25 protein-coding genes are annotated in these 18,964 nt (G+C 32.4%); 10 read left to right on the forward strand and 15 right to left on the reverse strand.

Annotation, left to right across the window (positions count from 1 at the left end; genetic code table 11):
- Window positions 1–7: 7 nt before the first annotated feature.
- The 3 genes from EW093_RS03010 to EW093_RS03020 form a co-directional block, all read right to left on the reverse strand.
- Window positions 8–1,120: an IS110 family RNA-guided transposase gene (locus EW093_RS03010; protein ID WP_149566970.1), complete on the reverse strand. Its 1,113-nt coding sequence runs from the start codon at window positions 1,118–1,120 to the stop codon at window positions 8–10.
- Window positions 1,121–1,324: 204 nt separating this feature from the next.
- A complete protein-coding gene (locus tag EW093_RS03015) occupies window positions 1,325–2,122 on the reverse strand; it encodes a metal ABC transporter permease (protein ID WP_149566971.1) in 798 nt (265 codons plus the stop codon).
- The gene (locus tag EW093_RS03020) at window positions 2,115–3,128 is read right to left on the reverse strand and encodes a DUF1893 domain-containing protein (protein WP_149566972.1); all 1,014 of its coding nucleotides are present in this window, start codon (window positions 3,126–3,128) and stop codon (window positions 2,115–2,117) included. Before EW093_RS03020 ends, EW093_RS03015 begins: the two co-directional genes overlap by 8 nt.
- A 153-nt stretch (window positions 3,129–3,281) precedes the next feature.
- Between EW093_RS03020 and EW093_RS03025 the strand changes: the two genes are divergently transcribed.
- The 8 genes from EW093_RS03025 to EW093_RS17250 all read left to right on the forward strand — a co-directional run bounded on the left by EW093_RS03025 (window position 3,282) and on the right by EW093_RS17250 (window position 8,587).
- Window positions 3,282–3,779, forward strand: coding sequence for a flavodoxin (locus tag EW093_RS03025; RefSeq protein ID WP_149566973.1), 498 nt, complete (start codon window positions 3,282–3,284; stop codon window positions 3,777–3,779).
- Window positions 3,780–3,840: 61 nt separating this feature from the next.
- A complete protein-coding gene (locus tag EW093_RS03030; protein WP_149566974.1) occupies window positions 3,841–4,551 on the forward strand; it encodes an alpha/beta family hydrolase in 711 nt (236 codons plus the stop codon).
- A gap of 360 nt (window positions 4,552–4,911) precedes the next feature.
- Window positions 4,912–5,379 (forward strand): hypothetical protein, encoded by a 468-nt coding sequence (locus tag EW093_RS03035; RefSeq protein WP_149566975.1) that lies wholly within the window; start codon window positions 4,912–4,914, stop codon window positions 5,377–5,379.
- A 1-nt stretch (window position 5,380) separates the two neighbouring features.
- On the forward strand, window positions 5,381–6,526 hold the full coding sequence (locus tag EW093_RS03040) for a radical SAM/SPASM domain-containing protein (RefSeq protein ID WP_149566976.1): 1,146 nt from the start codon (window positions 5,381–5,383) through the stop codon (window positions 6,524–6,526).
- On the forward strand, window positions 6,523–7,212 hold the full coding sequence (locus EW093_RS03045; RefSeq protein ID WP_149566977.1) for an ATP-binding cassette domain-containing protein: 690 nt from the start codon (window positions 6,523–6,525) through the stop codon (window positions 7,210–7,212). Before EW093_RS03040 ends, EW093_RS03045 begins: the two co-directional genes overlap by 4 nt.
- Window positions 7,209–7,859 carry an ABC-2 transporter permease gene (locus EW093_RS03050; protein WP_149566978.1) on the forward strand — a complete coding sequence of 217 codons (651 nt, stop codon included), beginning with the start codon at window positions 7,209–7,211 and terminating at the stop codon, window positions 7,857–7,859. Before EW093_RS03045 ends, EW093_RS03050 begins: the two co-directional genes overlap by 4 nt.
- Window positions 7,852–8,409 (forward strand): hypothetical protein, encoded by a 558-nt coding sequence (locus tag EW093_RS03055; protein WP_149566979.1) that lies wholly within the window; start codon window positions 7,852–7,854, stop codon window positions 8,407–8,409. The genes EW093_RS03050 and EW093_RS03055 overlap by 8 nt, the downstream gene beginning before the upstream one ends.
- Window position 8,410: 1 nt before the next feature.
- A complete protein-coding gene (locus tag EW093_RS17250) occupies window positions 8,411–8,587 on the forward strand; it encodes a hypothetical protein (RefSeq protein WP_187759807.1) in 177 nt (58 codons plus the stop codon).
- Here EW093_RS17250 and EW093_RS18040 read toward each other — a convergent pair.
- Complete coding sequence (locus EW093_RS18040) at window positions 8,580–8,681, reverse strand: hypothetical protein (protein ID WP_425473378.1); 102 nt, start codon at window positions 8,679–8,681, stop codon at window positions 8,580–8,582. The two genes, EW093_RS17250 and EW093_RS18040, sit on opposite strands and share 8 nt — an antisense overlap.
- A 169-nt stretch (window positions 8,682–8,850) precedes the next feature.
- Between EW093_RS18040 and EW093_RS17930 the strand changes: the two genes are divergently transcribed.
- Complete coding sequence (locus EW093_RS17930) at window positions 8,851–9,000, forward strand: transposase domain-containing protein (protein WP_342781929.1); 150 nt, start codon at window positions 8,851–8,853, stop codon at window positions 8,998–9,000.
- 192 nt (window positions 9,001–9,192) lie between these two features.
- On the opposite strand, the gene EW093_RS03070 is transcribed toward EW093_RS17930, so the two are convergent.
- The 4 genes from EW093_RS03070 to EW093_RS03085 all read right to left on the reverse strand — a co-directional run bounded on the left by EW093_RS03070 (window position 9,193) and on the right by EW093_RS03085 (window position 11,964).
- Window positions 9,193–9,792: a hypothetical protein gene (locus EW093_RS03070; RefSeq protein WP_149566980.1), complete on the reverse strand. Its 600-nt coding sequence runs from the start codon at window positions 9,790–9,792 to the stop codon at window positions 9,193–9,195.
- Window positions 9,789–10,709: an RHS repeat-associated core domain-containing protein gene (locus EW093_RS03075; protein ID WP_149566981.1), complete on the reverse strand. Its 921-nt coding sequence runs from the start codon at window positions 10,707–10,709 to the stop codon at window positions 9,789–9,791. Before EW093_RS03075 ends, EW093_RS03070 begins: the two co-directional genes overlap by 4 nt.
- A gap of 155 nt (window positions 10,710–10,864) precedes the next feature.
- Entirely contained in the window at window positions 10,865–11,770 is a 906-nt protein-coding gene (locus tag EW093_RS03080; protein ID WP_187759808.1) for an RHS repeat domain-containing protein, read from the reverse strand.
- Window positions 11,710–11,964, reverse strand: a complete 255-nt coding sequence (locus tag EW093_RS03085; protein WP_149566983.1) for a hypothetical protein — start codon at window positions 11,962–11,964, stop codon at window positions 11,710–11,712. The genes EW093_RS03080 and EW093_RS03085 overlap by 61 nt, the downstream gene beginning before the upstream one ends.
- A gap of 393 nt (window positions 11,965–12,357) precedes the next feature.
- Here EW093_RS03085 and pyrF point away from each other — a divergent pair, with 393 nt between their 5' ends.
- Window positions 12,358–13,185 (forward strand): orotidine-5'-phosphate decarboxylase, encoded by an 828-nt coding sequence (gene pyrF, locus EW093_RS03090; protein ID WP_223111644.1) that lies wholly within the window; start codon window positions 12,358–12,360, stop codon window positions 13,183–13,185.
- Between the two features lie 50 nt (window positions 13,186–13,235).
- Here the strand turns inward: pyrF and EW093_RS03095 are convergent, their stop codons facing one another.
- The 7 genes from EW093_RS03095 to fliH form a co-directional block, all read right to left on the reverse strand.
- Complete coding sequence (locus tag EW093_RS03095; RefSeq protein ID WP_149566984.1) at window positions 13,236–13,973, reverse strand: amino acid ABC transporter ATP-binding protein; 738 nt, start codon at window positions 13,971–13,973, stop codon at window positions 13,236–13,238.
- Window positions 13,963–14,754, reverse strand: coding sequence for an amino acid ABC transporter permease (locus EW093_RS03100; protein ID WP_149566985.1), 792 nt, complete (start codon window positions 14,752–14,754; stop codon window positions 13,963–13,965). Before EW093_RS03100 ends, EW093_RS03095 begins: the two co-directional genes overlap by 11 nt.
- Window positions 14,754–15,542: a transporter substrate-binding domain-containing protein gene (locus tag EW093_RS03105; protein ID WP_149566986.1), complete on the reverse strand. Its 789-nt coding sequence runs from the start codon at window positions 15,540–15,542 to the stop codon at window positions 14,754–14,756. The genes EW093_RS03100 and EW093_RS03105 overlap by 1 nt, the downstream gene beginning before the upstream one ends.
- A gap of 70 nt (window positions 15,543–15,612) precedes the next feature.
- Window positions 15,613–16,236: a periplasmic-type flagellar collar protein FlbB gene (locus tag EW093_RS03110; protein WP_149566987.1), complete on the reverse strand. Its 624-nt coding sequence runs from the start codon at window positions 16,234–16,236 to the stop codon at window positions 15,613–15,615.
- Complete coding sequence (locus tag EW093_RS03115; protein ID WP_149566988.1) at window positions 16,236–16,676, reverse strand: flagellar export protein FliJ; 441 nt, start codon at window positions 16,674–16,676, stop codon at window positions 16,236–16,238. Before EW093_RS03115 ends, EW093_RS03110 begins: the two co-directional genes overlap by 1 nt.
- A complete protein-coding gene (locus EW093_RS03120) occupies window positions 16,676–18,019 on the reverse strand; it encodes a FliI/YscN family ATPase (protein ID WP_149566989.1) in 1,344 nt (447 codons plus the stop codon). The genes EW093_RS03115 and EW093_RS03120 overlap by 1 nt, the downstream gene beginning before the upstream one ends.
- The gene (gene fliH, locus EW093_RS03125) at window positions 18,006–18,953 is read right to left on the reverse strand and encodes a flagellar assembly protein FliH (protein ID WP_149566990.1); all 948 of its coding nucleotides are present in this window, start codon (window positions 18,951–18,953) and stop codon (window positions 18,006–18,008) included. The genes EW093_RS03120 and fliH overlap by 14 nt, the downstream gene beginning before the upstream one ends.
- Window positions 18,954–18,964 lie beyond the last annotated feature (11 nt).

Consider the following 18,964-nt stretch of genomic DNA (forward strand, 5'->3'; position numbering starts at 1 on the left):
TGCTGTTCTACACAGCAAGTGCGGCACCTAATGCTGTCGCCTGCATTTCTTTATATTTACTATTGTGAGCCATTTTCTGAGGATCAAATGGTTCTCTAGTTTTTAGTATTGTATAAACTATGGTACTCATTTTTCTGGCTGTAGCTATAATACTTTTCCCAGAACCTTTATGTTTTTTCATATCTGTATACCTACTCATTAATCTGTATCCCATAGTATGTTTTTTACTTCTAATCATTCCCATTACAGTTTGTACAAATGCAGTTCTAAGCTCTACTGGTCCTCTTTTCGTTATATGACCATGATGTATTGTCATATTTGAGTTTTGAACCCATGGAACAAGTCCTGCATGTGCTGCATATTTTTTTGCACTACTGTATCTTTCAATATCATCAGTAAATGCTCTTATTGTTGATGCTGTTATTATTCCAACACCAGGTATTGTTTGAAGAAGTGCAACATCTTCATCTTCTTCAACCATTTTAGCTAAGACTTTTTCTAAAATCTTGACTTCTGATGATACCTGATCTATCGTATTAAGTAGCGGTCTTACCGCATTGGCGGCGTTTCCGTTAAACCTATGGTCTTCGAGACCCACAAGGATTCGCTGCCTCTCTTTTTTACTTTGCAACTGTCCTCTTTTGGATTCAATACCATATCCAAGTAATAGACCATGAACTTGATTTTTTAAAGAAACAACAGTTTTTACTAAAATAGATCGTGACTTTAATATTCTTCTGATATCTTCACTTTCCTGAGAACATAAAATCGACTCTGGAAGCATATCTTTTTCCAAAAACTCTGCTAATGTTCTTGCATCATGCTTATCTGTTTTCTTCACAGACTCATTTATAACTTTGAACTTCAGTGTATTCACAACTTTTACTTCAATTCCTGCACTAATCATTTTGTTTCTAAAAAATCTTGCATTTCCAGTTGATTCAACAGCAATAGATATTTCGTATCCTTGCTCTATCCATTCTTTAACCTGTTTTAAGAATTCTTCATATCCCGTTTTATTTGTTGGATACATTCCTGATTCTTCAATTTTACGATCTTCACTAAGTGAAAGTGTTGTAAATTGTGTTTTGTGTAGGTCTGAACCTATACTAAGTTTCATATATTGCCCCCTATATTAGACAGCTCCTGTACGGTTGATTAACTCCAATCTCCTATTCGGTCTCGCAGACCATTGAATGTTACGGCTACAGCTCTTCAATCTCCTTTGCGGTCTCGCAGACCAATAAATATGACGAACAGTAGCTTTGCTGTCTTACTAATTATAAAACAGTCTATCAACCAAAAGGGTTATATTTACTTTTTATCATTCCTCCTTTAAAATAAGTAAAATTAAAAATATAAAACTCCCTAAAACAGCCATTAAACCACTAGCAGGGAGATCGAATACAAGGGATGAAACTGTTCCACTTAAACTTAGAAAAAGACCAAAGGATATACTTAATAGAGTATAAAACTTCTGTCCTCTTTTCCAAAAACTAGATAGTACTACAGGAAGAATAAGTAGAACATCCACAAGCAGAGCCCCTAATAACTTCATAGCCAAGGCTACTGATATACCGATAAAAAGGTTAATCATATAGCTAAATAGTTTAGTATTAACACCTAAGCTCCTAGCCATTATAGGATCAAAGAGATAGGCAATAAATTGATTTCTAAATGCAACAAACATAAAAATAATAATTAAAGCCCAGATAATAAATACAATAAGATCACTACGACTTAAGGCGTAGGGGCTACCCCACAATAAGGATAAAATAGTTTGACCCGGGACTGACTTAACCTGGGTTACTATGGCTGCACCACCAAGGGAGGCGACCATAAAAAATGAACTTAATCTTCCTAGGTCCATAAACTTGTTTATATTAACATAGGAGATAATAATAACAAATATTATATTTATCCCCACCATAAACAGCAGTGGAGATTGATTTAATACAACAGCAAGAGATCCACCAAAAAGCGCACCATGCATTAACATAAACCTCATAGGAAGTAGGTTTAATTCAATTAATGGCATACCACAAAGAGGAAGAACTAATCCAGCAATAATAAGAGCAATTATACCCCTCTGAATTGGGGCTAAAGATAATAACTCAAGCACCTATGTTTCCCCCTTTAACATATAGTTTTTCCCAACCAAGGTCATCAATAAACTCTTTATTATGACTAGAAACTATAATTGTAGGCATCTCTCTATCGTGAATATCTTTTAATAAGGAGACTAGGATATCCCGACCTTTTTTATCAAGGTTTGCAGCAGGTTCATCTAAAATAAAAATACCTGCTCTTTGGCAAATAAGCCGGGCTAAATTAACCCTTTGCTTCTCTCCCCCAGATAACTCATAGTAGTGCTTATCTAAAAACTTCAAGGCTCCTGTTCTTCTTAAAGAGATCTCTATCTGATACTTCTTCTCCTCCCCCTTAAGGCCAAGAAGAGAGGCTGTAACATCCATTATCTCCCTAACTAAAATTGGCATTTTCCTAGTATCAGGATTTTGATTCAAGAATCCTATATCACCTTTTTTAACCTTAATTTGTTCACCTTTTTTATAAAAAACTACTTCCCCGGATATTTTATCTTGTAGGTTGGCTATTGTCCGTAAAAAAGTACTCTTGCCCTCACCGTTCTCACCTAGAAAAAGTAGGGTTCCACCCTCTTTAATATTTAGATCTATTTTATCTAAGACAACATCCCTTTGATATCCACAGGTAAGGGATTTGCAACTTATCTCTATACCTGAAAAAAGGCCAGCCCGCTGTTTTAGTATTTTATAAGCCTCTTTTGAGTTTTCCACGCCCTCTAATAGGGTTTCTGTTCTACACTTAATTCTATCAACTAAAGTATCATAGGTTATATTTACAGAATTTTTTTTAAAAACCTCTAAACCTACCCTGCTTATTAGACCTATATGTACTTTTTTTATTCCTATATAGACCATTAAGTGGGCTGCAGCCCTTCCTGCAATTTTATCCTTTAAAAATAGAGTATCAACTGATAAATCATTTTTAATAATATAATTCTCGAGATCAAAAAGAGGATATACCCATCTACCATTATTATAATAAATTAGTTCATCTTCCCTATATAGTTCTAAATGGTTATCCATTATCTACTCGTTTCAATTTAGCAACCTTCATAATACAAACTAAAATAATGATAACTTATAATAAAGTAAATAAGTAATAGATATTTCTATTTTTCTTGTTGACAGTAAAACAGAAACAACTATAATAGTAATTATTACTAATAAGGAGTTTTTATGAAAACGATAATTATATATGGAACAACAACAGGAAATACAGAGGATGTAGCAAAGCTAATTGGTCAAGAGATTGAAGATTCAGAAGTAGTAGATGTAAGCAGTTTTGAATTTGATACAATAACAGATTACGATTTAATACTTCTAGGTTCTGCAACTTTTGGTTTTGGTGAACTACAGGATGAATGGGAGGAAAAAGCTGACGCCCTTGACCTATATGATATCTCAAAAAAGAGAGTAGGTATTTTTGGAACAGGAGATCAGGTAAGTTATCCCGACTCATTTGCTGGAAGCTTAAGCCATCTTTACAATAAAGTTGTTGAAAGTGAAGCTAAAATTGTTGGAAAAACATCCACTGAAGGATATGATTTTGAAGAGTCTGAATCAGTTGTTGATGGGAAGTTTGTAGGTCTTGTTATTGATGAAGATAATCAGGCTCAACTTACTAATAAAAGAGTAAGTGACTGGGTTAAGCAGATTAAAGAAGAAATCGCTTAAATTTAATTTCTTAGATAGTGCCCCTATTGGTTATAGGGGTTATTTCTACTATAGTTACCTTATGAAAAAAATAAAAATATTATTGTTAATAATTTTTACCATTTCTATATACTCATGTTCATCAGCACCTGTTTTTGATGAGAAAAAACTTCCAACCGATGTAATAATAAATACAATTAATGGTGGTTTTTCAGTTATCCCCCAATGCTACACTATGGAGAAGGGTTTAATATTTTATCCTGGAGGTCTTGTAGAACCTGAAGCCTATATCCCATTAATGGCCAGAATAGCAAAGGAGGTTAATATAGCGGTTTTTATTAAGTCTATGCCATTTAACCTTGCTGTTTTAAACTCAAATGGTGCTAATAAAATTTTAGATGAGTATAACTATATTAAAGAGTGGTATATAGCGGGACACTCCCTAGGTGGGGCTATGGCTGCATCCTATGTATATGATAATCCAGAAGTTTTTAAAGGTTTAATACTTTTAGCAGCCTACCCAATGGATAAAAAACCTTTAACAGATGTAGATGTTAAAGTATTATCCATTAAAGGTTCACAGGATGGATTAGTTGATAATAGTGAGTTTGAATTAAGTAAACAAAACCTACCTAAAACAGCACAGTTTGTTATAATTAATGGGGGGAATCATGCCCAGTTTGGTTCCTATGGAGAACAAAAAGGGGATAATCCAGCTACAATTTCTAGGGAAGAACAACAGATGATTTCAGTAAAAAAAATTAAAGAACTAATTTTTTCATCATCAATTTAACTGTTAAGATTATTAAAAATAGGGCAATTATAAAATAGACAACAGTCTGGGGTAATTTTGAATAGAATATTTTTTCAATCCAAAATGTAGGAAATACTCCTAATATATAATTAAATTTTGATGGTATAAAATATGGAACCACAGCTCCAATTATTATTAAAGATGAAAGTTTACCCTTAGTTAATGCTTCAACCTTATTTTTAGAGAATATAAAGATAAAGATAGAAAAATATGGAACTAAGCCTGAACATAATATAATTGTTAATATTAAATTAAGGTCAACCTTATATCTTAATAGTAGAATAAATACAAAATTATATACAATAGTAATAAGTAGAGAATACTTCTTTTTATGATGATATGGATTTTAAAAAAGTAACCCAGGAAAGTTCTAACAAACTTTGGGATATATATTCATCGAACAACGACTCAAAATCTAAGGAGTTTGTTAACAGATTATATGATGAGTCTCTTGTTATATTAAAAAGCAGAATACTACATCAGCAGAAAGTATTAAAAGGTTGTTGTATTCCAGGTTATGACAAAATATACTTATCAGTAGATGGAAAGTACCATATGTGTGAAAAAGGAAACCAGAACCACCCTATAGGATCTATACATTGTGGTCTAAATGAAGAGGTAATAGAAAAACATCTGGACTTTATGACAGAACTCCATACAGAAAAGTGTCACTACTGTCCTATAAGTAACTTATGTGATGTATGTTTCAAGCATTTTGAAACAGAACAGATCCAGATGTCAAAACATACTGGATTATTAGGATTATATTACTCAAAGAAAGAGTTTGATAGAGATACAAGGATCTAAAATGTATATTAAGTTAAAGAAAGAGGTAATAATTAACTCTGATAATAATAGTGGGTTTTTATTTGATACTCTACGAAAAAGATCAAAAGAGATAAGTTTACAACTATATGAAGAGATTAAAAACTTCTCTACTAATAGTGTTGTAAATTTTAGAGAAGAGATTATATCACTTGTTAGTGATGGATTCCTGGAATTGACCAGTAATATGTCTGTTGAAGATACATTTAATACTATTAACACTGCTTTATTAAAAGCTCCACATCTAAGTGGAATAAATATTGAGACACTAACTATACAATTAAGTAGTGATTGTAAACTTGACTGCTCTTTCTGTAACGATAGTATAAATAGAAGGTGTGGTTGTAATAGATGGTTCAATAATCAAAACAACCTTGATAATATAACAATAGTGAGCCTTGTAAAACAACTCATCCCTATGGGATTAAAGTCTGTTTATCTTATTGGGGGAGATGTTTTTAAGAACTCTTCCAACCTCTACTTTTTAATTACGGAACTTTCCCGTTTTGGTTTACATATATCTATTTTTTCAAACATTTACTCAATAAATAAGTTCGTAATTGATTTTATAAAACACTATAACATAGGACTAATAATTCCAGTCTTCCATTATAAGGAAGAGATCGTTAATGATATTTGTAATAACAACTACTTTGAAATTCAGCAAAAGTACCTAAAGATTATGTTGGACAAAGAAATAAATATAAAAATGAAAGTTATCATAGATAATACCCACAAAAGGGATTTAAATGAGATTATTACTTACTACAAACTTCCTGTTTACGATGTCGATATTATTAACGATAACAAAAATATTGAGTTCGATCATCTTTTACAACAATCTATCAGCAGTTCTAATTACATGAATATACAAGCTAGAAGTGAGTTTAATACTTGCCTTATTGGGGGACTTCACCTAACTATGGATGGAAATATATATCCATGTTCAGGTATACATAAATCCATAGGGAATATCCATAAAAATAGAATTATAGATATCCTTAAAGATTACAACTACTTAGATTATATAACAAAACAGAAACTCTGCGTGGATAACTGTAGGTATAACAATATATGCGACTGTTGCTTACCTATGCACTCTAAAGTTTGCGAAGGAGTTACACTATGAGATTAAATATAACTAACATAGAGAAGAAATATAAATATTTTACATTAGGACCTTTAAACATCAATATAAACAGAAGTTGTATTGTTGGCTTAGTAGGTAGAAATGGAGCTGGTAAAACAACACTGTTTAAATCCATATTTGGTCTCTATCCTAATAAGAAAACTAAACTCTATTTAAATGAAAAATTCCATAAGTACACAAGTAGTGAGGATAAAGAAAACATTGTGATGTTAACTGAAGTCTCAAGTTTTCCAAACTATATGAATGCTCATGAGATATCATCCATCTATTCTAAATTCTATAAAAACTGGGATAATCAGATGTTTCTTAGGATCGTTAACAAACTGGAACTCTCACAATATAAAAGAGTTAAAGAACTATCCCTTGGTAATAAGAAAAAACTAGCTTTTGCAGCTGTATTAGCAACAAAAGCTCCTGTTATGTTATTAGATGAACCCACTTCGAATATAGATCCTGTAACAAGACAGTTAATCTTAGATGAGTTAGCAGAATATATAAAAGAGAATGACTCGATTATCTTTTTTTCGTCACATATTTTATCTGACATAAATAAGGTAGCTACTGAATTAATTTTAATTAATAAGGGGCAAATAGTTTATGATGGACCATTTGACCAGGTAGAACACACTGAGAGTAATGAGAAGATATTGGAGTTAATCAGATGATACATAATATTATTTACCTCGATATAAAAAACAGAGTGCCTTATTACACTTTTTTTACTCTAGGTTGTCTAATACTATCTATATTTATACCCATGTCATTTTTAATATTTGTTATGTTTATACTGCTAATGCGTATAAATCATATATGCTGTAATAAAGAGTTTCATAATGGACTCTTTCAGTTCTATTTTATGTTACCCATTTCTAGAAAAGATGTGGTCTTAGGTAAAAATATAAGCCTTATGTTGGTATTAATAATAACAATGATTGGTGTATTTATAGGATCTACCATTAGTAACGAGTTAGGATTTTCTAAAGTAACTGAAGGATTAACTAGTGAGTATGAACTGTTATTTCCGTATCTTGGTATATTATTAGGTTCGATACTACTAACGAATATTCAATATTTCTATTTCATTCTCCCATATGATGAGATTATAAGTAAAAACCGTATAATGATTTTTGTTGTTTTTGTTTTAATGATTGTATTCATACAGATATTAAATGATTCAACAATAGCTAAAGAGTTCATTAACCTATTAGAAAAAAATAGAATTAGCATAATAATGTTCTCTATCCTATATTTTTTGACAGGTACATATATAACATCAAACAAAGTTGAATCTATGGACTGCCACAATGAATAATACTTTAATTCAACTCCTAAGTATTCAGTTTCATAAAAACAGAAATATTATTATTGGATTGTTAGTAACATCGTTAATAACTACTCCAATTAGTTCTATAAATATCTCATTGAACAATATATTATTGTTAGTTATTACAGAGAGATATATCTATTATGAAGAAAATGAGAAGTTAATAAAGTTTAAATCATTACTACCTATAAGTAGGTTTTATCTGCTTATAAGTGACTATCTCTTCTTTATTTTATTAACACTAGGTTCAACTGGATTATCTCAGGTTATCCAAATAATTATTTTAGGGCATAACGTTAATCCTTTAAGTTTTTATGCTCTGTTAATAATATTAAATATACTATCTATTTACAGGCTTTTATCAGCAGAATTTGCCCAGATAATTATTTTCACGGGTCTTATCTATAATCTTTTTAAGAGATATATCCCAGCAGAATTAACTATTTTTGATATTACAGAGAGTTTTTTTATAGTTTTAATATCTACTATTTTTATTTCAATTACAACAATATTGTTATTTTCCAAAAAGGATCTTTAAAATGTCAAATTACTCAGAAGTAAAACATAATAAACTATATAGACACACTAGTGGAGCTGAGATATATTTTGAAAAACAAGAAAGGGAGAGTGAATATTTTGTATCTCTTGGTTTTAAGACCAGTAAGCGGTTATTAATTCCACCTATACAGGTTTCAAAATTTCAGGTGTTTAGTTGAACGGTAATAGTTTTTGATAATCTTCCTGTTTTTCACAATATGGTATTTTTCTTAAGATGTAATTAAAGTAATCACTAGCTTGGATATTATTCATCTTCGCAGATTCAACAAGACTATATAATATTGCTGATGATTCGGCTCCTTTAGGACTGCCACTAAATATCCAGTTTTTACGTTTATGCGCTATAGCACATAATAGACGTAACTTCTTATTTTCTGAAAGTCCTGAAGGAGCAAAATCTCTATGTTTTTTCTACTCTTTAATTGAAACTGCTAAGCTTAATGGATTAAATCCATATGCATATTTAAAGTGGCTTTTTGAAAATGTAGTTTTACTTTCAGAAGGTGAATCAATGGAACATCTCACTCCTTGGAATTGTGATTCGGTTGAAGTTAATAAGATTATGCATTAACTGCCCAAGAAAATGACGGATACTTTTAAGCTTACAAATTATTACGTATCAAACTTAAAGTTAATCCTAAATTCAAAAAGGCTACCCAAACCGGATAGCCTTTAGTATTAATTATTACCTGAAATATCCATAAGGGCTAGTTGAGCTGACCTACAAAGTAGGTTCTGCTCCAACTTTATCTTATGGAAATTATTATTCTACTACTTTTTGTTTATTACTAATTACTTCATCTATATATAAATTATGAATATTTAATTCATTAGCTTTAAGCTTTATATTTTCAAATAAAAAATATTTCCCATAAAATTCTGTATGCTTATTAATGGGGTAAAAGTCATGACTATTATTAAAAAATAAATATGAACCAAAATAAAATTGTAAAAAAGCTCTATTTGATTTTACAAATCCAAACTTAGATTCAACTTCCTGCTTAAATGTGAACTTTTGATTTGGTAGCAGCTCAATAAACATATCCTTTTTTATTCTATAATCTATTTCTGAATCGAAAATGGTTCTATGCCTCTCAGAATTTGTCGAATTAAGAATTTTAGCTGATTTAAATCTTCCAATATAAAATGAATGACTAATATTATCTTGATTTATTATGCTGTGGGTAAAAACATTATCTTCTTTATCATACTTTAATGTATAATAGACAGGAGAATCTAAAACAGGAGATCTGTCATCAATTTCTGATACTAGGAAAATTAAACCATTGCTCTTAAAAACATTTTCTTGTGAGTATAATGGAAATATAATAATTACTAATTGGAGTAAAATTAATCTTTTCATTCGCACTCACCATTATCTTCTGTATCATTAAAATCTTTTTCAAAGGAAGCTGCGGGTCTTGGAGGAATAGAATATTTCCATGGATCTAGCAATACACCAACAACTGTTCCTAAATCAGGTTTTAGATCAAAATGTTGTGGATAATCCTCTTTTAATTGCTCCATTGTAGGAGTGTTTGGAGTTATTCCTAATTCAATATCTACTTGTGCTGCATTATCAAATGCTTGCACTTCTTTATCAATACCATAAACAAAGCCTTGTGTAGCTTGAACATTATGAGTTCCTTCATGAGTTAATCTACCAGGTAATTCGTCTAATGTAATACTTAATGATGGATTATTATTTATATTTATAACCTCATCTTTAAAACCAAAATAATTTATATGCTGAGCTCTAGTTGTTGTTCCTAGATCTTTATATTTTATCTGTCCCTTATCATTTAAATCTTTTAAATTTGATACAACTTTCTGGCCATAGTCAGTTTCACCAAAGTTTGTCCCACCTATAACATCAATTGCAATAGTGATATCATCATCTCCTGGATTAGCTCTAAATTCAGCTAACCCCAACGGATCTATATAGTTAATCGGATCATTCCCAACATAAGCATACCAGTTTGTGCCATCACGGATTGGATCAACAGTCGTCCATCTCATGTTAACCGGTGAATAGTCTCTAAATCCGTAATTATATAATCCTGTTTCCATATCTTCTATTTTACCATTATATCCGAAAAAGTTTTCCTTGTCAGGCCAATTCCACATATTAACAGTATTACCAAATACAGTATATTTTACAGGTCTAATTGAATTATTTTCTTCATAAGCTACAACTGAACCTAAATTATCATGTCTATAAAAAGTTTCATGTGTATAATGCCATCTAGTTTCATCTGTTGTTAATACTTGCGAATACAAATAATCATGTTCTAAAACTTGAATATCATGCCAATTATTTGGATAAACTCTTTCTTCAAGCAATGTATTAAAACTAAATCCATCATAAGTATAATTAGATACAGTCTCTTCTACACTTTTAAAACTTGCATTGGCTTTGCCTTTGTTCTTAAAATCTATATTGTTCTCGCTATAATAACCAACAGATCGAGAGTTTCTTCTTCCAATACATCGTATGTATAAGTTATTTTTTGTACATCTTCTATATAAGTAGATAGTCTGTTTTCAAAATTGTAGGACATATCAATTTCATTTCCATTAACAATCTCTTTAATCATATTTCCATTATAGTCAAACTCAAAGCTTTTTTTACCAGCTACTAACAATTGATTTTCTTCATTGTAACTATAATCAACTGTACCAAAAGGAGTTGTTTTAGAATTTATATTACCATTCACATCATAGTTAAACTCTTCACTCCATATATTTTTATTAAAATCAAGATATTTCCATGATGGATTAATAAGATCTGAAGCGTCTCGAACTAATTGTTGCTCTTCAAATGACATGTCCCAACGATCTAAACTATTTTTATTACTTCTTTTTCCATTATTTATCTTTAATTGTGAATTATAATTCCATATATCATGCTTATCTTTAAAATACCCTAAATCTTTTAATTCAGCAAAAGATTGTTTTAAATAGCCAGAGTCATAAGAATACTCTGCCTTTGCAAGCTGTCCTAAGGCATTGTAATCATATGAGCTCATTGCTCCTGTTTCATCTACAGAAAGTATTTTCTGTCCTAATTCATTATATACAAAACTTTCAGCTCGAACTATTTGTCGGCGGTTTTTATGTAAGTATGAAGTCATTCTTCCAACAGCATCATAAGACATAATGGAAGTATCATTATCACTTTCTCTTAAAACTTCTTGACCAAGTTCATTGTAACTGATGTTAAACTCTCTAGTCATGGCACTATGGGAATAATGTGTGTTTTCGTTTTTCTTAACTTTAGTTAAACAGTTTTTACAGCAGATGCTTTCTGATGAAAAGAACTCTGTACTATCAAGAGCCACCAGGATGGCTCCATTAAGTCCACTGTACTTTTTGAGATAACCATTTTTTTAATCCATTCGAAAGATTTTAAATATGCTGGATATAAAAGGGAGGCTTCACATTCATCAAGTAGGTTTCTTATATGATTATCTGTTGGAATCATCTCAATTCCAAATAATGATCTGGCATTATTTTTCCCTTTTGAGTTCTCCATGGCTTTCTGGTGTGAAAGGAACGATTGATTCTGCATATGAAAACATGAATAAGCGGCCTATGCGACATCTGACATTTTATATTGCGTGTTTCTCACTGATCTATTATCAGGGAAATGCTCAATGCTATCGTAGAGAAAAGATAAAAATGTATTAAATGCTGATTTTCCGGCTCCCATTGAAAATTTTATAACAGAAAAGCAAAAATTATAAAACCCTTTTCAAGAGAATATTTTATAAAAAGTATTTTATGTTTATATTTGAACATTGCTATGCGATGGTTTTAATAAGGAGAATTGCTGACTGTAAACACTTAATATTGATTTTATCACGACATTAAAATATAATGTTTTGCGATAGAAGTATGTAATTCTCTATGTTAAAAGGAATTATACGTGTTTATAGAAAAATATAAAAAGGATGTAATATATATGTCATTTATGGAACAAGTTAAAAAGAGATGGGTAGAGAACAACACCCTTGTATGTGTTGGATTAGATCCTGATGTAGAGAAGATACCAGCAAAATATAGGGAGTTAGAAAACCCTTTATTTGCATTTAATAAGGATATTATTGATGCTACAGCCCAGTACGTATGCTGCTACAAACCACAAATTGCATATTATAACGGTGTTGGCCTTGAGAGGGACTTAGAGCTTACAATTAATTATATTCATGAGTCTTATCCAGGAATACCTGTAATATTAGATGCTAAACGTGGAGATATTGGTTCAACAGCTCAAATGTATGTAAAAGAGGCTTTTACTCGATATAAAGCGGACTCTGTTACTGTAAACCCGTATATGGGTGGAGATACCTTGGAGCCATTTTTAGAACAAAAAGATAAGGCTACAATTATACTTTGTAGAACTTCTAACCCAGGAGCTGTTGATCTTCAGGACCTAGAAATTGATGGGAAACCACTCTATATGCATGTTGCTAGTAAGGCGACTAATAGTTGGAATAGGAATAAAAACATTCTTCTAGTAGTAGGTGCAACTTATCCTGAGGAGCTTAAAAAAATTAGAGAAGTTATTGGGGATATCCCATTTTTAACACCCGGTATTGGTGCTCAAGGTGGCGATGTGGAGAAGGCTGTTAAAGCTGGAACTACACCAGATGGTACTGGAATGATAATTAACTCATCCCGTGGTATTATCTACGCAGAAGACCCTTCTATTGCAGCTAAAAGTTTAAGGGATGAAATAAACCTATATAGATAGTAATATAAAGGGGCTTTATTTAAAGTTGTATTTTTTAATAGCCCCTTTTTTTATTTAGTATGTTTTAAAACCTTATTTAGGAACTTTCTAACCCTAGGATCTTCACTATTGTTTAATACATCACTTGCCGAACCACACTGAACAATCCCCTCATCCTCTATAAACATAACCTTATCAGCTGCTTCCTTGGCAAAACCCATTTCATGGGTAACTAGTACCAACTGCATTCCCTCATTTCTTAACTCATATATAAGGTCTAAAACTTCTGATGTATATTCAGGGTCTAAAGCTGATGTAGGTTCATCTAATAAAAGATACTCCGGTTTTATTGCAACAGCCCTACATATTGCTATCCTCTGTTGTTGACCTCCTGATAGTGCTATAGGTTTTTTATTCCCCTGATTCCCTAGATTAAACCTATCTAAAAGATCAAATGCCATCTCCTTTGCAATCTTAGGTTTTACATTATGAACCTTAATTAGGGGTAAGGTTATATTTTCAACTGCAGTTAAGTGGGGAAATAGGTTGTATGCTTGATATACCATACCTATTCTTTTTCTATATTGGGATAGATATTTCTCGTCGTATATAATTTGTTTATTATTAATTATTACATCTCCACCCTGGGGTTTTTCGAGGCCTGCTAATAACCTTAATAGGGTAGTTTTTCCCCCACCTGAGGGGCCTATTAAAACTAGAGAGTCAAAATCCTCTAGTTTTATTGAAACATCGGTTAAAACCCTATGATTTCCAAAACTCTTTGAGAGATTTTTAAGCTCAAGTTTCATATTTAAATTTCCTTTCTAAGTAGCCTGTTAATATAGATATAGGTATAGTTAATAGTAGATACCCAACTGCTAAAGGTACATAACTCTCAATTGTAGAGAATGTATTTGCATTTATCTCCCTAGCTGCCATTGTAAACTCTTTAATAGCAATAATAGATAGAAGGGATGAGTCCTTAATTAAAGATGCAAACTGCCCTGCAAGGGGTGGTAAAACCCTGGTTAAAACCTGGGGAAAGAGAATATACCTATAGGTTTGTGTCTTACTTAACCCTATGGCCTTAGCAGTCTCCCTTTGTGTCTCTCCAATACTATCAACACCAGCTCTAATTATTTCTGCAATATAAGCACCGGAGAAGAAAGACATTATTATTACACCTGCTACATACCTATTATCTATACCAATAAAATTAGCCACAACATAGAAAAATATTAATATCTGTACTATTAGGGGGGTACCTCTAATAATTTCTATATATATTTTTGAAACGACTCTTAGCGGTAGGAATCGACTTCTGCCAAAAACTCCAAAAAATAAACCTATAATAACACTAAATAGCAGACTTATTAGGGATAGAACTATTGTAGTGTAAAAACCAGTTAATAGGTTATCCTTATATTTATATACATTGTCCCACCTGAGATCATAATCAAGAATTGAGAAACCCTTAATTATAAATATTGCCAGAAAAATAAATATAATAGTAAAATTTAAGAGTATAGCCCCCCTCGGAGGTCTATCCGAGGGATTTTTTAATAAAAAATATCTTTTTAAACTAAACATTAAATATCAAAGAAAAATGGAATTCCGGAATCATCGAAGATAGTCTTTATATATCCTAGATATTTATCACCTAACTTATTAAAGCCTCCATTATCCTGGTACTCTTTAATAAACTTATTAACATCCCTTAAAAGCTCATCATTACCTTTTTTAACAGCCATTCCCCAATACCCCTCTGACCCTGGTAGAGGTTCTAGATTCATTCTTGTAGTTTCAATATTTCTTTGGTAATTTTCGTATACTGTTAAAACATCGTATATAAAAATATCTGCCTTCCCCTGGGAAACTTCTAAAACACAGGCTGCTACCTCATCAAAAAGTCTAACTTCCGCTTTTTTAAAAATATTTTTGGCTAAATTAGCTCCAGTAGTTCCAGATTTAACAGCAACAACTACACCCTCTTTATCAGCATCTGCAAAACCTGTTACTTTTGATTCATTATTAATTAGTAGGCTTAACCCAGACTTAATATACGGGTTAGAAAAGTCAACTACCTGAGCTCTTTCATCAGTAATTGTCATTGAGGATATAATGATATCCGCCTTATTTGTCTGTAAAGAAGGGATAAGGCCTGTCCATGCGATATTCTCAATAACCACTTCTCTACCTAAGTATTTACCAAGATCCTTAGCAATATCTACACTTATTCCAGAAGGGTTTCCACTCTCATCACTCATTTCAAATGGTGGATATTGTAGTTCCATTGCAACTGTTAATTTATTATTATTATCATCCTTACAACCAAGAAATGATAATAGAATTATTGATATTATTAATAACTTTTTCATCTATTAACTCCTTTTTAAATAGTATACTAAGGATTTAAATAAATAAAAAGTATTTTATTAGGAATAATTATTAACTAGGTTTTTTAATCATCATATCCTGAACTTCAGCCGCTTTTTTAGCATCCATAAACAGAATCCATGTTGATGAGTTTGATACCCGACCATCCCTTAAAGCTATTTCATCCTCTTTTCTTAGAGTATCAACAACCTTAAGAACAGGGTAGTTATTTAAAATATCCACTACTGATTGTGGTGGAAGAGCAGCAAGATAGCTTACAGTTGTTTCTAGGTTTTTCTGTTCATCATTATACCTATTTAGAGCCTCTTCTAGGGATTTCTCCTTATCTATGATTGCAGCTTCTTTCTCCTTTAACTCTTCTAAGACCTGTCTATTTTTAGCCTCTTCTAAAGTGATACCCTCTTCCCTGGATTTTAAAGCGATCTCCCTTCTCTCAATTGCTTCCCTCTCTTTTACTAAACGTACCGCATCAAGGAGGTAGATATTAGACTCTTCATCGACAACTGGAGTCTCCTCATCAATTCCTACTAAATTTGTTATAAAATTAAGAGAGTCTCCCCTATCTATAACACCTAAAAAGTCAAACCATAAAATTCCACCAATTATTAAAATAACTATAAGAAGTAGTAGCAGTATGGATTTCCCTATCATTCCTGCGATTGAATTATTAGCCATTATACAGTACCCCCAAGTAATCTTTCTCTAATTTTTGATGAGTTATTTATCTCATTTATAAACATTGTCTCTTCTTTAAGACTCTCTTTTTTATACTTTTTAAGGGAGTTATCCTTTAGTTTATCTATAACTTTTCTCTCCATGGATTTTTGAAGATAAACCTCTTTAACCCTATCCCTATCTAACTCTTTCTCTTTTAAAAGGGACTCTTCCCTCTTCTTTTGGTATAACAATCTATCTTCATATATACATTTAACCTGCATCTGGCTTATATCCACACTACTTAATCTAGAGGAGTTTAACTTACTCTCTATTTCTGAGATTCTGTTTTTTACCAGTTGAACTTCTTTATTAGCTAGTCCAAGTTTAGCTTCCCACTCTTTTTCAATATTTTCTCTAATTGATAAAACAGTCTCTAGGTTAAATTTAAACTTTTTCATTAAGCTTCACCATCAAAATTATGCCCCGAAATAAAGCCTTGTCTAGAAAGGGTCTCATCTATTGATACCCCCTCATCAATATCCTGTCTTAAAAAGTTATTTATATCCTGCATCTTATCTATAGCTTCATCAATATCAGGGTTAGAACCCTTTGCATAGGCTCCAATATTTATTAAATCTTCCTTATCCCTATATAGGGCTAACATCTTTCTTATGTAACCTATATTCTGCTGTACAGGCTTACTTGTAATTTTATTAGTAAGTCTGGATACAGATTGTAAAACATCAATAGCGGGATAGTGAAATTTATGGGCTAGATCCCTACTTAGTACTATGTGACCATCTAAAATTCCCCGTACTGCATCTGCAATTGGTTCATCCATATCATCACCTTCTACTAGTATTGTATAAAAGCCTGTAATAGAACCTCTCTCATTGGTTCCAGCCCTTTCTAAGAGTTTAGGTAACATAGTAAAAACCGATGGAGTGTATCCCCTTGTGGCTGGAGGTTCCCCAGTAGAGAGACCGATCTCCCTCTGAGCCATTGCAAAACGTGTTACAGAGTCAAAAAGAAGCATAACGTCCTTTCCTTGATCTCTAAAATATTCTGCTACAGCTGTAGCGACAAATGCCCCTTTTAACCTGGCAAGTGGGGGAGAATCCCCAGTAGCAACTATAATAACAGATCTTTTAAGACCCTCTTCTCCTAGGTCATTTTCAAGAAACTCACGAACCTCTCGACCCCTCTCTCCAATTAATGCAATTACATTTATATCCGCATCTGTATTTCTTGCAACCATTCCCATTAGTGTTGATTTACCAACACCAGATCCTGCAAAAATACCTACACGTTGCCCCTTCCCTATAGGGATTAGACCGTCTATGGATTTAACACCTGTTACAACCCTATCTTCTATTTTTTTCCTTGTCATTGCATCAGGAGGAGTATTCATAGCAGGGTATCTCTTTCCATCGACAATTGCTCCCTTACCATCTGTAGGCCTACCAAGGCCATCAAAAACCCGGCCTAACATAGAATCGGATACATTGACATGAAGAGTCTCTCCACTTGCTGTTACAAGGGATCCAATTTTAACACCATCCATCTCGCCGTAGGCCATAAGTTGAACCTTAGTTCCCTTAAGTGCAACAACTTCACACCAAAGACGTCCGGGGTTCTTTTTATCCTTATCAGGATCAATAGTTATATAACATAACTCTCCAATAACAGCTTGAGGTCCAGTGCTCTCGATAACCATACCATGAATACCAGTTACGCTTCCTGTAAACTTAACAGGTTCGAGCTCTTTTAAAGTTGAAATGTATTTATCAAAGATCTCCAAATTCCTCTAACCTCTTCTTCTCCATATCCGCTTTAATAGGCATTAAGTCCCGAATTCTATCTTCTATCTCTCTTAACTGACTGGATATTCTTGCATCTATTCGACCAAGGTTAGTCTCAATTATACAACCACCCTTCTCTATAGTTGAATCTTCTAATACCGTAATTGCAGAGACACTCTCTATCATCTCCATAAAATCTTTTATGTGTTCTGTTGTTAAAGCAACATCTGCTAAGTTTACCTTAATCTCAACTTCACCCCGGCTTTTCATTTTTCTTAAGGCCTGAATAACATTACTTAAAACAACATTTTTTTGCTCTTCCGAGATTACTTTAACTACTTTCTGAGATATTAATAAAACAAGCTCAACCATTTGGTTTTCAGCCTCCATTATTATATCCCGTCTCTTATCAATGGCTGCATTTAAAACTTTATGAACCCTATCAACTAATCTTTGGACCTCATCTCTACCAGAGTTATACCCCTCTTCCTTTCCAAGGTTAACTCCCTCGTTATAAGCTTCAGCCTTTATTTTCTCAGTCTCAGCCTTTGCTTCGTTGATTATTTTTTCTGCTTCATCTTTAGCTCTGTTTAAGGTTAAAGTAGCTTCGTCTATTAGTTTATTTGACTCAATTTGTGCATCATCAACCTTATCTTGAGCCATTTTCGCACTAGATTCCTGGGCTCTCTCTTTAATCTGGTTAGCTTCATTTTCAGCTTGAGATACAAGAAAACTCTTCTCCTGCTCCCACCTTTGCTTAAACTCTTCAGCTTCCCTTCTTAGATCGTCTGCTGTAGGCCCTGTATACTCTTCCATCTCAGTAAGTTCATCTAACTCTTCAACTTCTTCTATACTTTCAAAAACAGGAGCTTGGATTTCTACTTTTTGTACGAGATTCATTATTTCCATTGGTCTAAATACATTTTTTGCCATCTAACTGCTCC

Origin of the sequence: Thiospirochaeta perfilievii (genome assembly GCF_008329945.1) — a bacterium.
Lineage (GTDB): Bacteria > Spirochaetota > Spirochaetia > DSM-2461 > DSM-2461 > Thiospirochaeta > Thiospirochaeta perfilievii.

Bases quoted from the DNA above. Each gene is read 5' to 3' on its own strand.
- EW093_RS03010 (WP_149566970.1), bottom strand. From the start codon at position 1,120: ATGAAACTTAGTATAGGTTCAGACCTACACAAAACACAATTTACAACA.
- EW093_RS03020 (WP_149566972.1), bottom strand. From the start codon at position 3,128: ATGGATAACCATTTAGAACTATATAGGGAAGATGAACTAATTTATTAT.
- EW093_RS03025 (WP_149566973.1), top strand. From the start codon at position 3,282: ATGAAAACGATAATTATATATGGAACAACAACAGGAAATACAGAGGAT.
- EW093_RS03030 (WP_149566974.1), top strand. From the start codon at position 3,841: ATGAAAAAAATAAAAATATTATTGTTAATAATTTTTACCATTTCTATA.
- EW093_RS03035 (WP_149566975.1), top strand. From the start codon at position 4,912: ATGGATTTTAAAAAAGTAACCCAGGAAAGTTCTAACAAACTTTGGGAT.
- EW093_RS03040 (WP_149566976.1), top strand. From the start codon at position 5,381: ATGTATATTAAGTTAAAGAAAGAGGTAATAATTAACTCTGATAATAAT.
- EW093_RS03045 (WP_149566977.1), top strand. From the start codon at position 6,523: ATGAGATTAAATATAACTAACATAGAGAAGAAATATAAATATTTTACA.
- EW093_RS03050 (WP_149566978.1), top strand. From the start codon at position 7,209: ATGATACATAATATTATTTACCTCGATATAAAAAACAGAGTGCCTTAT.
- EW093_RS03055 (WP_149566979.1), top strand. From the start codon at position 7,852: ATGAATAATACTTTAATTCAACTCCTAAGTATTCAGTTTCATAAAAAC.
- EW093_RS17250 (WP_187759807.1), top strand. From the start codon at position 8,411: ATGTCAAATTACTCAGAAGTAAAACATAATAAACTATATAGACACACT.
- EW093_RS18040 (WP_425473378.1), bottom strand. From the start codon at position 8,681: ATGAATAATATCCAAGCTAGTGATTACTTTAATTACATCTTAAGAAAA.
- EW093_RS03070 (WP_149566980.1), bottom strand. From the start codon at position 9,792: ATGAAAAGATTAATTTTACTCCAATTAGTAATTATTATATTTCCATTA.
- EW093_RS03085 (WP_149566983.1), bottom strand. From the start codon at position 11,964: ATGGAGAACTCAAAAGGGAAAAATAATGCCAGATCATTATTTGGAATT.
- EW093_RS03095 (WP_149566984.1), bottom strand. From the start codon at position 13,973: ATGAAACTTGAGCTTAAAAATCTCTCAAAGAGTTTTGGAAATCATAGG.
- EW093_RS03100 (WP_149566985.1), bottom strand. From the start codon at position 14,754: ATGTTTAGTTTAAAAAGATATTTTTTATTAAAAAATCCCTCGGATAGA.
- EW093_RS03105 (WP_149566986.1), bottom strand. From the start codon at position 15,542: ATGAAAAAGTTATTAATAATATCAATAATTCTATTATCATTTCTTGGT.
- EW093_RS03110 (WP_149566987.1), bottom strand. From the start codon at position 16,236: ATGGCTAATAATTCAATCGCAGGAATGATAGGGAAATCCATACTGCTA.
- EW093_RS03115 (WP_149566988.1), bottom strand. From the start codon at position 16,676: ATGAAAAAGTTTAAATTTAACCTAGAGACTGTTTTATCAATTAGAGAA.
- fliH (WP_149566990.1), bottom strand. From the start codon at position 18,953: ATGGCAAAAAATGTATTTAGACCAATGGAAATAATGAATCTCGTACAA.